Here is a 13565-nt window from a genome sequence, read left to right as displayed (position 1 = left end):
AAAGAGAACGGCTGCGTCTGAACGAGGAAGTTCACTTATGGCCACCATCAAGAAGCGTAGATGGCAGACCTCTAAGGGGGAATGGCGCGAAGCTTTCCGGGTCTCGTACACGGACCGCGAGGGTCGCCGCCACCACAAGCAATTCGAGATGCGGCGCGACGCTGACGCTTACCGAATTAAGGCTGAAAGCGAGTTGGCCCGAGGCATTCATACGCCGGAGGCTCAAAGCATCACGCTTTCGCAGGCGGCTGACATTTGGATTTCCGCGAGCGAAGCGAACGGGTGCGACCGGGCAACAATCAAAACGTACCGCGAGATCGTGAACCGGCACGTTAAGCCGCACATCGGGCCCGAGAAGCTGTCCCGACTATCAGCTCCGCAAGTTGTCGAGTTCCGGGACACAATGATCCGGACGCGGTCCCATGCCATGGCGAGCAAGGCCGTCCGTCACCTGTCTATGGTGCTGACCGAAGCCATGCGCCGTGGACTGGTAGCGCAGAACGTCGCTCGGGGAGTGCAAGTGAAGCGACCGCGTGGTGAAAAGAGGCAGCGGCTTGCGAAGCGCGCTGAAATACCGCCCTTCGAACACTTGCAGGCCATGCTGAAGGCCGCTGACGATCTTGCGAGCGAAGATCCAAGACTCCCGGTTCTCCTACGCGTGGTCATGCTGACTGGGTTGCGCGCTAGTGAGGTGCGTGGCTTCCCGCTGGAAAAAGCTGACCTAAAGGCTTCATGCCTGACAGTTGCCCAACGGGCTGACCGCTGGAACGTAATCGGCCCGCCCAAGTCGGACGCCGGCCACCGGACAATTCCAATCGGGCCGTCTTTGACGACCATCCTCAAGGCTTGGAAGCTTCGCTGCAAGCCTTCTGAGCTTGGTCTGATGTTTCCGAACCGTCGTGGCGGGGTAATCGACCAGAAGGGCTTCATCGGGCTTCTGCTGAAGATCCAGATCGCCGCCGGACTGGCGATCGATACTGGTCGAAGGGATCGCAAAGGCGAATCTGTCTACCGGGCTCGCTACGACTGGCACCATTTACGGCACGTCGCGGCCTCCAGCTGGCTGAATGACGGGATTGATCTAAAGCGTTTACAAACGTGGATCGGTCACGAGAACATTCAGCTGACCATTGATGTCTACGGCCATTTGGTTGTCGATGCCCGCAAGGATGCTGAGTTGGCCCTCAAGGCTGAGAAGTCGCTGCTCGCTACATAAACGATACATATAGGCGCCTTTCTGACGGTTTTCTGCGGAGGAGCAGCAGACTGTAAATCTGCCCGCGCAAGCGTACGCTGGTTCGAATCCAGCCCTCTCCACCAATCCCAGTGACGCTTAGCGCGTGACGCGGACGCCTTCGCCTTCGCCGGTCACGCGCACCCGGTCGCCCGGCCGGAAGTCGCGCGGATCGCCCGGCTGGACGACCGCGATCATGCCGCCGGAATCGAGCTTGAGCGTGATCTCAACGCCTTGCTTCACGTTGGAACCCTCGACCGCGTTCCCCAGCGCGCCGCCTGCCGCCGCGCCGCCGGCTGCGCCAGCGACATTCGCTGCGGTGCTACGGCCGATCGTGCTGCCGATCGCTCCTCCGATAACCGCTCCAGTAACCGCGCCAAGGCGAGTGTTATGCGCCTGAATTCCGACACCGCGAACGCTTTCAACCGTCCCGAACTGGACGGGAACGGCACGCATCGTCTGGTTGGCTGAAACGGTGTTGACCGATGGCTGCTGTGCGCAGGCCGCCAAGACGCTGCCGAGAGCTACTGTAATAAAGAGGGTCCTCATGGTCAGCGTCCTTTCCTGTTCGAAGGGCCGCATGATACTGAACCGCCAAGCTCTTCGGGACTGGGGTTTACCCTGAGACGAGACTCGGAATGCCGGTAGCTCCGGTCTGCAGGCGCTTTCGCGACAGCCGTTGGAACTCGCGTCTTCCAGCACCCGTTGAGCGAACATGTTCCGCGATTTGCGTCCGGATGGTGGTGGGGGGAACGCCGCAGTCTGCCCGAGTTGCAAGCGGCCGATTTGGCCCGGTGAGGACGCGCATCTCATCCATTTCGCGCATGACGACCCCGATGGGCTGGATAGCCTGAACGGGCTTTATCACCGGGCCTGCGCGCAGCCTTACGCTTCGGTGATCCGCGCCATCAATGCCTTGCGAAACATCCCGCACTGATCAGCCCTTCGGGAACAGCAGGGTCGTCGTGAAGCGCATCCCCCAGGTCGGACCGCCGGTTGGGCTGGAGATATAATAGCGACCGCCGATACCTAGCGAGACGGGTTGCTTGCCGATCCGCATCAGTTGCGAGACGCTCACGTTGACCGGCACAATCCATTTTTTCGTCTGCCAGTTGTACGTCGACTCCGTGTTGAAGCTGTAGGTCGTCGCCCGCTTGGTCGTGAAGCTGTAGAACGGCTGGATGAAGGTCGCGCTGATGTCGTTTCGGCTGTTGTCGCCCGCGAACGACCAGATGTGATTGGCGAGAAGGCCGAACGTGGATTGGCCAGCCTGCTTTAGCACCACAAAGGTCGGCCCCGCGCCCCACTTCTCGCCGCCGGTGAAGCGGCTCGTGGCCGTCGGGAACAGGAACACCGGTCCCGCACCCCAGATGATGCCGCTGCGCGTCGGCGCCTTGGGCGAATAGAAGAAGCTCTGCACCGTATCGCCGAGCCCGAATTCGGACTGGTTCGGGCCGCTCAATTCGTTCTGGTAAACGATCGGAACGATGGTCCTGACGATCAAATTGGCGTCATCGGAAATACTGATCGGAATCACCGGCTGCACGTTCATCGTGTAGCGAACGCCCATGTCCCTCGGTCCACCGCCGATATCGAGATTCTGCTGGAACGGGACGCTGATCAGCGACGCGACAGGGTTCGACAATTGGCGTGCGAGGTCCTGACCGTCATCGGCCGCTGCTGCCGGCTCACTGACCGGCTGCGGTTCTTCGGCAGGCGGAGTTTCTTGCGCAAAGGCTGCAGAAGACGCCGTTAGCGCAAGGAGGACGAGTAGCGACTTCAGCGACCTGCTCATCGCGAACTCCTCATTTCGACTGTAGGATGAAGGGGGCGCCGGAACCTCCGGCACCCCCAGAAGGTCAAGCGGCGCCGCTTGCGCCGTACTGCAGTGTCTCGAGTACAGACTCGAGATTGAACGACCCGGCTTTCTGGGCCGGAGGGAATTCCGCGAACGTTTGCAGGAACTCCGCCACGATCGGCTGCGCGGCCAGAAGCACGAACGCCCGGTCGAGCCACCAGTCATAGTAAGTGTTCGACGTGATGTCCGCGTGCTCATACGGGTCGGTGCGGAGGTTGAACAACTTCGGCGCCCGTAGCTTCACCATCGGCTCCGCCCAGATGAGGCAGGTGCCCGGGCAGCGCTGCTCCATAAAGATCGCCTTCCAGTTGAAGAAACGGATGGCGGCGAGCTCGGCTTCGTCGGTCCAGTAAATGAAGCCCTGGCGTGCGCTCGGAGCTTTGCCGGTAATGTGATCGAGCTGGTTCACGCCATCAATGTAGGACTTGAACTTCCGGTCCCCGAGCTGGTGCCCGGCCTTCAGCTTGCCCTTGATATCCGGCTCGCCCGCGACCGCCGCCAGCGTCGGCAGCCAGTCGAGATGGGCGACGATATCGTTGGAGACGGACCCGGCGGCAATCTTGCCCGGCCAGCGGACGACACAAGGGACGCGATAGGCTCCTTCCCAGCTGGTGTTCTTCTCCGATCGGAAGGGCGTAGTGCCGGCATCCGGCCAAGTGTTGCAGTGCGGACCGTTGTCGGTCGAGTACATGACGAAGGTGTCTTCGACGATGCCGAGATCGTCGAGCAGCTTCAGCAACACGCCGATCGCCTTGTCGTGATCGATCATGACGTCATGATATTCGCTCTGCCAGCGACCCGCCTGGCCCTTGCTCTCCGGCTTCGCATAGGTCCGAAAGTGCATGTGGGTCGTGTTGAACCAAACGAAGAATGGGACCCCCGCGTCGTTTTGGCGCTTGATGAAATCGATGGTCTTTTCGAGCACTTCGTCGTCGATCGTCTCCATCCGCTTTTTCGTCAGCGGACCGGTGTCCACCACGGTCTGCCCGCCTTTGCTGTCGGCATGGCAGTGGAGCACGCCTCGCGGGCCGAAGTTCTTACGATAATTGGGGAAATCCTTGGGATCCGGATAGTCGACGTTCTCCGGCTCTTCCTCGGCATTGAGGTGGTAGAGGTTGCCGAAGAACTCATCGAAGCCGTGCATCGTCGGCAGATGTTCGTCGAGGTCACCCAGGTGGTTCTTCCCGAACTGGCCGGTATTATAGCCTTGAGCTTTCAGGACGGTCGCGATCGTCGGAATCGAGTCCTTCATTCCCTGCTTGGCGCCCGGCATGCCGACCTTGGTCAAACCGGTCCGGAGGCCACACTGGCCAGTGATGAAGCTGGCGCGGCCTGCGGTGCAGCTCTGCTCCGCATAGTAATCGGTAAAAAGAAGACCTTCCTCGCCGATGCGGTCGATGTTGGGCGTGCGATAGCCCATCATTCCCTTGGTGAAGATCGACAGGTTCGACTGACCAATGTCGTCACCCCACATGATCAAGATATTAGGCTTGCCGCCCGGCATAGAAATTCTCCCATGTTCAGAGCCTTGAATGGGAGTGGCTGTGCCTTTCTGGGCGAGTTTCGGATATCGGGGAAACTCCCCACGCGGGCCTGGCGGATACCCTGAGATGGGCCGATTTGCGCGATTCGCATCCGAAACTGGGACAAACCCTGAGCGATTTCAGAGACTGACTCTCAGGGATTTTCCTGTTAACATATGTTTAAGAGCGGGGGCTCGTTTGCCGTTGCGTTGATTGCTCAACGCCCTCGAAAATCGGGGGACGAATGCGAGCTGCACGCGTGACTGAGTTGTACGCGACCAAGGGTCGGACCTTGGTCGAGATGGAGGACATCTGGCGCGCCATATTGTCCGACCCGAATATCGCCGTCGGCGTCGTTCGGCTCGATCCCGACGGAGAGCTTCGGATCATTGAAGCCAATCCCGCGGCAGGTGCCTTTTCCACAATTCCCTGGAGCGAGGCACCGGGCGAGCGGGTCCGGGACATCATGATTCCGGAGGTCGCGGACTATTTCGAGGCGAAGCTCAGGCAATGTCTCGCCACGGGGGAGCCGCAAAACTACGAGCGAGCGATAGACCTGCCGACTGGTCGGGTTGCCTGGGCGGCCAACATGATCCCCGTGCGACATGGAGATGGCGAGCTTCGCGAAATCGTCGCCATGTCCCGTCCCATCCCGGTTGGATTGCACGCAAGCGGTATCGACGAGCGCAACCAGAAGCTCGTCGACGGTCTGAACACGACGAACCCGGGGCTGATCTACCTGCTCGACCTGCCAACGCGTCGCGCGACGTATGTCGGTGGACAAGTCGAGCAATTGTTGGGGTTCAAGCCTTATCAGTTGGAGGAAATGGGAGACCCGGTCCGGGATATGGTCCATCCTGACGATTACGGGTGGGTTGAGCAGATGTTCGCGGAAATCGGCCAGTCTCCGGACGAGGTTTCGATCTTCGAGTGCCGAGTGCGTGACAGCACCGGAAGCTATCGGCGGCTCTCGTGCCGCAACCGCGTGCTCGACCGCACCGAAGATGGCGCTGCCCGCTCAGTGATCGGCGTGGCGACCGACATGACCGACCAGTCTCACCTGCGCGACGAAGTTGCTGCGCTCAATAGCCTGCTTTCCAATGCCGAGCTCGAAGAACGCCGCGTGATCGCTCAGGAATTGCATGATTCTGCGGGCCAATACGTCGTCGCCGCCGAGCTCGCGCTGATCGGCGCCCAGGAACGAAGTCCGGAGCTCAAGCGCAATCCCGGCGTCCGCCGATCCCTCGACGACGTGATGGAATGCCTGAAGGACGCCGAGCGCGAAATCCGGGTCCTCAGTTATCTCCTGCATCCGCCGGCCATCGCGAAGCAGGGCCTGGTGTCCGTCATTCGCAATTTCACCATGGGGTTCGGCGGCCGGGCGGGAATTGCCGTCGACGTAAGCGTGGACACGAGAGTCAATTCGCTTCCGGAGGAACTAGCCATTCCGCTGCTTCGAATTTGCCAGGAAGCGCTGACGAACGTTCATCGTCATGCAAAGGCAAAATCAGTCAGCGTCCGGCTGGACGTCATAAGGGGAAAGATCGAGCTGGAGATTTGCGACGATGGCATCGGTTTCTCCCAAGAGGGCGTCACGGATCACAACGGCTATGGCGTTGGCCTTTCGGGCATGCGCGACCGGGTCGCGCGGCTGGGCGGCCACCTCGATATCCATTCGAATGGTGGCACGACTCTGAAGGTGCTGATCCCGCTCAGGTAGACGGTTCAAAGGTCGATCGTGTGGCGCCGAAGGAGGCTTGGGGGGCAACCTTCGGCGCCAACCGGACGGCCGTCCGGATGGCGCTTTCCTACGGCCCCGGCGAAGCCCGGGAACATCGGGAAAAAGCCGGATAGGCCGGTTTGCGGTCGGCCCATAATTCTGCACTCATGATGATTGAACAAATCGAAATAACCTTTCGCCTGATTGCATCATTCTTCGCGCTGTTCATCGAGGCAGCGGCCGTGACTGCAGTCGTGATCGGTGCTGTCGAAGCGCTCTATGCGTCGTTTCGGAACCTGGGGTGGTCGGTTGAGCAATCGTCGGGCGACAGGGGCATCTGGGTCCGGTTTGCAAGCTGGATCCTGCTCTCGCTGGAATTCGCGCTGGGCGCCGACATCATTCGGACAGCGATCGCTCCGACGTGGGACGAGATCGGCAAGCTGGCGGCGATCGCGGGCATTCGAACGGCTCTGAATTTCTTCCTCGGCCGCGACGTCGAGCAGGCCGAGAGATTCCGGGCGGAAAAGCGGAAGGACGCCTGAGCGGAATCCGCCCATGTCGCAATTGATCTCGCTCGATCCCTTGATGCACGCGCTGCCATTGTGGGCTGTCGGGCTCGTCCTGATTGCCGCTGCCTTGTTGGCAGTGGAGGTGGGAGCATGGTGGGGCAAGTTCCTGCTCGACAAGACCCTGGCCGAAAAGCGATTGATCGGCAGCGACACCCAGGGCTTCATCATCGGATCCGTTTTCGGATTGCTCGCTCTGCTGATCGGCCTGACCTTCTCCCTGGCGCTCGACCGTTATGACGAGCGGCGCAATTGGGTCGCTGAAGAGGCCAATGCGATCAGCACCGCCTATCTTCGGGCAAGCCTCTTCGATGAGCCCTATAAGACTGAGTTGAAGTCGACGCTCCGCGAATATGCGCACTCACGCATCGTCCCCGAGAATATCACTCCTGAGACAAGGGAAAGGCTAGGCGCGAAGAGCGAAGCTCTCCGTGACCGGCTGTGGGGCGCGACCGAGAAAGCAGTTTACCCGGTCCGAGCGACCGAGCTCGGCTCCTATTTCGTCGAGGCCGTCAACCAAATGCTGGATGTCGGCACGTCGCGCGCCCTCGCCTCCCGCGCACACATTCCCGGCGCCATTCTCGGGGCGCTGTACCTCTTTCTCGTGGTGTCGTCGGCACTGCTCGGATCGATGCTCGCAAAGGACGGAACCCGTCAGCGTTACGCCTCGACAATCCTGGTAATCCTGTTCGTCCTCGGCATCGTGATGATTATCGACCTCGATCGCCCGCGCGCAGGGTCGATCCTGGTCAGCCAGCGCGGGCTGGAGGAGCTAGCTGCTGCGATGGATCGGGATGCGAAGGCCCCCCGACAATCGACTGCCGTGACCCGCGTGCAGCGTCAGCGGGTTCAATGAAGGAAGAGCGGGACGTTCCCGCTCGTCGCTTCTCAATCAAAACTTGTACGAAAATCCAAGCAGCGGCCCATTCATGTTGACGTCGAAGTCCAGCCGCTGACTTTCGTGGTGAATCTGCATGTGGCGGTAGCCAGCGATTGCGGTCCAACGGCGGCTGATGTCATACTGGATGGTCGCAAGAGCCTGCCATTTCACATCCGTGTTGTGGAGGAGGCCGCCAACGTCCCCATAAACACCCAGTCCCCATTTCTCTCCGAGCGGCACATGAAGGCGGGCGCCGATCAACGGCGAAACGTTGGATGGCGACGTGCCGTATGAAAAGGTCTGGTTTGGTCCGGTCAGCTTCATATCGACATTGAGGCCGATGATTCGACCGCCAACGAGCACGTCGAGGAACAACGGGCCCTGGTCGACAACCCGGACGCCAATCGATGCCGTGGCGATCGTGGTCTTCGCATCGACCCGCCCGGACAGGAAGGCCTGGTTGAGAATGTTTTCCGCCTTCGCCGTCATGCTGAGGTACATGAGGTCACCCCGCATGACGAAGCGCTTCCGGCGGGCATCCACCGCGCCCATGAACGCGAAGTTGAGGTTGCTGAGCATGTCCGCGAACGACTTGTCGATCTCGACGCCCTGACCGAATTTCGGAACTCCGACATTGCCCGCCGTGCCCGCCAGCCAAAGATAAGGGGTGAACGAAGCTTCCCAATTGCTGGACGAGCCGTCCACGTCTGGCGCATCCACTGCCGCCGCTGGCTCTGGGGTCGGGGCCTGCGTACCCGTCTGAGTTTCGTCGACGGCCAAGGCGGTATCTAGAGCGGGAACCGTTGTTTCAGGCGCCGCTTCGGCAGCGTCCGTCGTCGCCGCGGCCGCACCAGTCGCTCCGAAGCAGCCCGCAGCCATCATCAAACCAATTGCAAACCCGCGCTTCATGGCGCCCTCCCGATCAAGATAACTTTGTTCTGAAATTATGAGATGCGTGCGCAGCGAATCATCGGGGGAAACCCCGAGGACGGCACAAGAAGTTGTGAGTGGTCATCCAGCGAGCGCCGTCCCGGCGGCGGCTTCGCGACCCTTGGCCCACCGCTGATAGACGGCGGCGACGATTAGATTGATGACCAGAAACAGGAAGACAGCCGTCACCGACCTTCGGTCCAGACCGTTGGAATTGATCACCCAGAGAGCAATACCCGGATGACGGACGATGGCTGCTGAAGCCAACAGGAACCTGCCCTCCGGCTTCGGGCCGCCAAGCAAGTGACCCGCCGCTGCCGCGACCAGAGTGATTGCGACCATCGCGAATATCGTGCCGTCACCCGCCAGCTGCACCATGCTTCCCGCCTGCATGAACAGGATCGGCAGGGCCAATGCGAACAGCACGATGTAGGCGCCGACCGCCAGCGGCTTTGCGACCCGCTCGGCGAGCGCCGGAAGCAAAGTCCCGATGGTTACACCGATCGCCATTGGCAGGATCAACAGCAGGACCGAGATCTGCGCCACGCCCTGAATCGGTGCGGAAACCTCAAGCCCGATCAGCTTGCTCGTCAAGGCGACCGTGACCGGCACGAACAGAATGGCCAGGAGCGTGATTAGCGCAAAGTGCGCTTCCACGCTGGAGGCGTTATCGGCCGCACGGACCAACTTCAGGGAAATCGGCGGCGCCAATGGAGACGCAGCCATCACCATGATGGCGATTTTGACCATCGGATCGATGGGCAGGATCAAGCACATGATCAGCCCGGCTAAAGGAACCGCGAGGTTCACTGCGAGCACGGCGCGAGGCAGCCATACAGGCTTCAAAATGGCTTCGATCACCGATCGCCAATTCGCCTGCATCGCGCCACAAGCGACCAAAGTCATGATCGCGAGTTTCAGTCCCCATAGGAGTAGCGGGGGAGCACCCATGTCCTGGTTCCTCTTAGCTCAGAAGGGACCGATGCTGGCGGCGACCCTGAGGAGCGCCAGCAGGCCGGTCACGAGCAGCAGGATGGCGATGACCATCGCGCCATTGACGCTGTTGTCCTCCACGCTCCTGATCAGGCCTCGCTCTACGAGCTGCTCCCTGCGTAGCCGGCGGACACGCGTCTGCGAACGGTGGCTGAGAATGGCCAGGACAAGCAGGATGACGCCAAGCGAAATGAGCGTGAGCCCGAACCGCTGTGGTGCACCGGCCGGGATCGACCCGTTCACGAAACGGTCGTTCAGCGTGTGAAGGAACTGGAAGATCGTGAAGCCGAAGCCGATCAACGCGAACGAAGTGCGTACCCCAGCCATAAGCGTTCTGTCGCTCGCGAGCGCGGTTCGGTCGAACGACATGGCAGTCCGCTGTGCTGCGAGTTCGGTCCCGTTGTCACCGCCAATCAGGCTTTCCAACGGCTTGGGCGTATGTGCCAAGTGGTTTCCCCCCGTGTTCATTGAGCGGGGATACGTGGGCTGACTCCGGGCCACTATCGGGGATAGCCCTGACTTTTCGGTGGCACGACTGCATCGCGCAGACTCGATCGAATTTCAGGACCGGAATTCGCGAAGGCACGGGATTATCCTGATACAAGCCTGACGGTTTGAGGCGCTAAGCCGGTCGCAGTGCAGCATGTCGCATCGTGCTTGGGGAGGGTCGAGGATCGCATCACTATGACGAGTCCCGTACGCCGAATCATCATCATCGACGATCACGACGCTGTGAGACGCGGAGTTCGGGCTGTCCTCGATTCGCGTCCGCATTTTGAGATCGTCGGCGAATCGGGCAATGGCCGCGAGGGCCTTGAGCTTGCGATCGAGACGAAGCCCGACATCGCGATCATCGATTACTCACTGCCGGCGCTCAATGGGCTGGATCTCGCGCATGAGCTCAAGAAGAACGTGCCGCGGATCGAAATCCTCCTTTACACAATGCACGACCGGGAAGACGTGATTGCCGAGGTCCTGAGGGCCGGTGTTCGCGGGTTCGTCCTGAAGTCCGACACTGAAAAGCACTTGGTGGCTGCACTCGACGCTCTTTCGGTTCGCAGGCCCTATTTTTCGGGTTCGGTCTCCGAGACGCTGCTTCACAAGTTCCTGGCAATCAAGCCGGACTCCGCGACGAGGAGCCTGACCCATCGCGAACGCGAGGTCGTGCAGCTGATCGCGGAGGGCCGGATCAACAAGGAGATAGCGGGTCTCCTGAACATCAGCATCAAGACGGTTGAAACCCACCGCGCGAGCGCCATGCACAAGCTGAAGCTGCGGACGACAGCCGACCTTGTTCGCTACGCAATCCGGAACCGTCTCGTGCAGGCATGACGAAGGGCGGAAAGCTATGTCGAGAACCCGATGCCCGCATTCACTAAGACGGATCTGTTGCTCGTCGCTGGCGTTTTTCGCCGTGGCGATCGCGTCGCCTGCAGCCGCGGCTGAAACCGATCCCTCCTTCAACCTACGCGCTGGCGTACTCATCGCGAGGGTCCACACCCTGGTGCGGGTAGATCCCAATGCAACCCTCAATTCGCAGGACGTGGTCTTCGAGAGAGACCTTGGGTTCGAGCGCGGCCCCGATATCCTGTTTTTCGAGGGCGAATATCGTTTCGCTCGCCGATGGAAAGTCAGTGCGGAATACCAGCGACTTGACCGCGAAAACAGCAAGACCCTCGACCGTTCGATCCAGATCGGCGACACGACATTCCCATTGAACGCAGCCGTTTCCGGCCGGGTTCGCTCGAACCTGTACAAGGTTCAGTTCGGCTGGTCCGCGGTCAGGAATGACAAGGCCGAAGTTGGCATTTCACTTGGCGCGCACCTGACGAACTTCCTGGTATCGGTCGAAGGTCAGGGCAGCGTCGGCGGCAGCGGGATTCTCGTGCAGCGCGATGAACGGCGAAGCACCTTCGCACCTCTTCCGAACGCCGGACTGTTCGGCAGCGTCAAGGTGGGCCGCGACTTCAAGATTGGCGCGCGAGCAAATTACTTCCAGCTGAAGATCGACGATTTCAAAGGTGGGCTGACCGACGCGGAAGCGAACGTGGAATGGAAAGCCACGCGAAATTTCGGGGTCGGCGTCGGCTATCGCTTCCTGAAGTATCGCCTTGACCTCACCAAGGACAAGTTCGACGGCGCGGTTCGATATCGCTTCCGGGGCCCTGCACTCTACGTGACAGCTGCTTTCTGACTGATTGAACTGCCGCAGTTCCTCTCACCGCCGCGCGGCGTCCGGTGATCGAGCTTCGTTGGCAACATTAGTTAGCCAGAAATTGACCCTACGGAATTGTCCAAATCGAACAAATCGCATTAATTGAGGCGGACTCAAATGCTCCCCGAGGTTATGGAGCGGTCAGCTCGGAAGGAATTTTAGTGAACGTTCCCGCGGGATCGCATGATCCTGACGACGGAAATGGGGCCATCGCGGCGCGGCTTGCGAAGCTGACGCAGGGCCAGCTCGATTGCCTGTTGCTTGTCGATCAGCACCTGTCATCGAAAGAGATTGCGGCGGAGCTGAATATCTCTCCGCACACCGTGGACCAGCGCATCCGCATTGCGCTGCAAACGCTTGGGGTGGAGCGGCGCACGCAAGCGGCCCGCATGGTCGCTGGGCATCATGCGCCATATCAGCGTTTGATACATCAATCGCCGCACATTGAGGCACGTCCGGACGCCCGCCAATCCAACGGGGCGGTCAGCAATCAGATTCGGCACGCTGATCGTGCAGGGACGGCCGGGGATGTGGGTCTCAAAACCGAGCAGAGGCCTGAGTCTTCCTGGTCTTCCCTGCCTTTGCCGTTCGCAACGAGGAGTCATCCCCGGAATGAGATGAGCGTCGGGCTTCGGCTGCTCTGGATCTTCCTGATTGCGACTGGTGCGGCCTTTTCGGCCGGCATGTATCTCGCCGGTCTTGAAAGCCTCGCCAGGCTCTTGAGGGGCTAACCGCCAGCCTGCGCTTCGTTCCGATTCAAACAGCTCCGCGGGGGTGATGCCGCGTCGGAGAAGGAGTAATCATGCGTAAGCAACAGATTGAAAACGCCGCTCATGAAGTCGCAACCCAGGTCCGTGCGGTTGAAGACACGATCGATGCCGCACTCGCCGAAATCGCCGAGCTGCAAGCGAGGATCATGCGTGCAAATTCCGTTGCTCGCGTCGGCTTCGGCGCGGTGCACCCGGTTCTCGAGGAACTGGCAGCCGCGGTGAACGGCCTCGTCGGAGCACGTGGCTCCGTTGTCGGCTGCCACTCGGCGCTCGCCGAAGCGAAGGGGAAGGTCCCCGGACTTCGCACCGTATCCTTCGGCGACGGCGACCAGTGCCCAGACCAGAAGACCGGCTTTGCCGATCTCCGCATCGTTGCTTGACATGGACGTGCCGGCCCGGTTGCAGGCTGGGCCGGCTGTTTCCTGATGTTGAGTCCATCCACCTACTGGGCGATCCTGATTCTTGTCAGCGTCTTTGCGTTCTGGCGCGGGCGCGCGGACGAGCGGATCGCGGCGGTCCTGTGCATCGCCGCGACCATCGCCACTCACCTCGTATACGTCCGCAAGGGTGCTTACGAGCAGGTCGAGATGGGGATTTTCCTGGTCGATGCCGTGACCTTCGCCGGATTCGCACTGATCGCACTAAGGTCCGAGAGGTTCTGGCCTCTGTGGCTCGCGGGACTGCAACTCACGACCGTAGGCGCGCACGCGATGAAGGCGGTGCAACTCGACCTTATGCCCCAAGCCTACGGGGCGGCCGCGCGCTTCTGGGCGTATCCCATCTTCATGGTCATCGTCCTCGGGACCTGGCGGAGCAGCCGGCGGCGTCGTGCGATCCGGCCGGGGGCGCAAGCAACAGCCTAGGGTTGCACTGCCA

Annotated in this window: 16 protein-coding genes and 1 tRNA gene; 11 read left to right on the top strand and 6 right to left on the bottom strand. The window is 60.7% G+C overall.

Annotated elements, in window-relative coordinates:
* Nucleotides 1-37: 37 nt before the first annotated feature.
* Complete coding sequence (locus ABD928_RS15425) at nucleotides 38-1216, top strand: tyrosine-type recombinase/integrase (RefSeq protein WP_425569718.1); 1179 nt, start codon at nucleotides 38-40, stop codon at nucleotides 1214-1216.
* Nucleotides 1168-1320, top strand: a tRNA-Tyr gene (locus tag ABD928_RS10855). The genes ABD928_RS15425 and ABD928_RS10855 overlap by 49 nt, the downstream gene beginning before the upstream one ends.
* 13 nt (nucleotides 1321-1333) lie before the next feature.
* Here ABD928_RS10855 and ABD928_RS10850 read toward each other — a convergent pair.
* Nucleotides 1334-1783, bottom strand: coding sequence for an outer membrane lipoprotein (locus ABD928_RS10850; RefSeq protein ID WP_187715182.1), 450 nt, complete (start codon nucleotides 1781-1783; stop codon nucleotides 1334-1336).
* 166 nt (nucleotides 1784-1949) lie between these two features.
* Between ABD928_RS10850 and ABD928_RS10845 the strand changes: the two genes are divergently transcribed.
* A complete protein-coding gene (locus ABD928_RS10845; protein WP_345168674.1) occupies nucleotides 1950-2171 on the top strand; it encodes a hypothetical protein in 222 nt (73 codons plus the stop codon).
* Here ABD928_RS10845 and ABD928_RS10840 read toward each other — a convergent pair whose 3' ends face one another.
* Nucleotides 2172-3029, bottom strand: a complete 858-nt coding sequence (locus ABD928_RS10840) for a hypothetical protein (RefSeq protein ID WP_345168671.1) — start codon at nucleotides 3027-3029, stop codon at nucleotides 2172-2174.
* 64 nt (nucleotides 3030-3093) lie between these two features.
* Entirely contained in the window at nucleotides 3094-4596 is a 1503-nt protein-coding gene (locus ABD928_RS10835) for an arylsulfatase (protein ID WP_345168668.1), read from the bottom strand.
* 263 nt (nucleotides 4597-4859) lie between these two features.
* Here ABD928_RS10835 and ABD928_RS10830 point away from each other — a divergent pair, with 263 nt between their 5' ends.
* The 3 genes from ABD928_RS10830 to ABD928_RS10820 all read left to right on the top strand — a co-directional run bounded on the left by ABD928_RS10830 (nucleotide 4860) and on the right by ABD928_RS10820 (nucleotide 7757).
* Nucleotides 4860-6335: a PAS domain-containing sensor histidine kinase gene (locus ABD928_RS10830; RefSeq protein ID WP_345168665.1), complete on the top strand. Its 1476-nt coding sequence runs from the start codon at nucleotides 4860-4862 to the stop codon at nucleotides 6333-6335.
* A 170-nt stretch (nucleotides 6336-6505) separates the two neighbouring features.
* On the top strand, nucleotides 6506-6877 hold the full coding sequence (locus tag ABD928_RS10825; RefSeq protein ID WP_187715185.1) for a DUF1622 domain-containing protein: 372 nt from the start codon (nucleotides 6506-6508) through the stop codon (nucleotides 6875-6877).
* A gap of 13 nt (nucleotides 6878-6890) precedes the next feature.
* A complete protein-coding gene (locus ABD928_RS10820; RefSeq protein ID WP_345168661.1) occupies nucleotides 6891-7757 on the top strand; it encodes a bestrophin-like domain in 867 nt (288 codons plus the stop codon).
* Between the two features lie 36 nt (nucleotides 7758-7793).
* Here the strand turns inward: ABD928_RS10820 and ABD928_RS10815 are convergent, their stop codons facing one another.
* The 3 genes from ABD928_RS10815 to ABD928_RS10805 all read right to left on the bottom strand — a co-directional run bounded on the left by ABD928_RS10815 (nucleotide 7794) and on the right by ABD928_RS10805 (nucleotide 10151).
* Nucleotides 7794-8690 (bottom strand): outer membrane protein, encoded by an 897-nt coding sequence (locus ABD928_RS10815; RefSeq protein WP_345168658.1) that lies wholly within the window; start codon nucleotides 8688-8690, stop codon nucleotides 7794-7796.
* A gap of 102 nt (nucleotides 8691-8792) precedes the next feature.
* Entirely contained in the window at nucleotides 8793-9662 is an 870-nt protein-coding gene (locus ABD928_RS10810; RefSeq protein ID WP_187715189.1) for a hypothetical protein, read from the bottom strand.
* Between the two features lie 18 nt (nucleotides 9663-9680).
* Nucleotides 9681-10151, bottom strand: coding sequence for a YidH family protein (locus ABD928_RS10805; protein ID WP_187715190.1), 471 nt, complete (start codon nucleotides 10149-10151; stop codon nucleotides 9681-9683).
* Nucleotides 10152-10388: 237 nt separating this feature from the next.
* Here ABD928_RS10805 and ABD928_RS10800 point away from each other — a divergent pair, with 237 nt between their 5' ends.
* The 5 genes from ABD928_RS10800 to ABD928_RS10780 all read left to right on the top strand — a co-directional run bounded on the left by ABD928_RS10800 (nucleotide 10389) and on the right by ABD928_RS10780 (nucleotide 13552).
* Nucleotides 10389-11036 (top strand): response regulator, encoded by a 648-nt coding sequence (locus ABD928_RS10800; RefSeq protein ID WP_187715191.1) that lies wholly within the window; start codon nucleotides 10389-10391, stop codon nucleotides 11034-11036.
* Nucleotides 11037-11118: 82 nt separating this feature from the next.
* On the top strand, nucleotides 11119-11898 hold the full coding sequence (locus tag ABD928_RS10795) for an outer membrane beta-barrel protein (RefSeq protein ID WP_187715192.1): 780 nt from the start codon (nucleotides 11119-11121) through the stop codon (nucleotides 11896-11898).
* A 182-nt stretch (nucleotides 11899-12080) separates the two neighbouring features.
* Nucleotides 12081-12650 carry a response regulator transcription factor gene (locus ABD928_RS10790; protein WP_345168653.1) on the top strand — a complete coding sequence of 190 codons (570 nt, stop codon included), beginning with the start codon at nucleotides 12081-12083 and terminating at the stop codon, nucleotides 12648-12650.
* Between the two features lie 71 nt (nucleotides 12651-12721).
* Nucleotides 12722-13069, top strand: a complete 348-nt coding sequence (locus ABD928_RS10785; protein WP_187715193.1) for a hypothetical protein — start codon at nucleotides 12722-12724, stop codon at nucleotides 13067-13069.
* Nucleotides 13070-13114: 45 nt separating this feature from the next.
* Nucleotides 13115-13552 carry a hypothetical protein gene (locus ABD928_RS10780; RefSeq protein WP_187715194.1) on the top strand — a complete coding sequence of 146 codons (438 nt, stop codon included), beginning with the start codon at nucleotides 13115-13117 and terminating at the stop codon, nucleotides 13550-13552.
* Nucleotides 13553-13565: the final 13 nt, after the last annotated feature.

This window comes from Sphingomonas daechungensis (genome assembly GCF_039543105.1).
Lineage (GTDB): Bacteria > Pseudomonadota > Alphaproteobacteria > Sphingomonadales > Sphingomonadaceae > Sphingomicrobium > Sphingomicrobium daechungense.
This window is presented reverse-complemented; position numbering and strand designations above follow the sequence as displayed.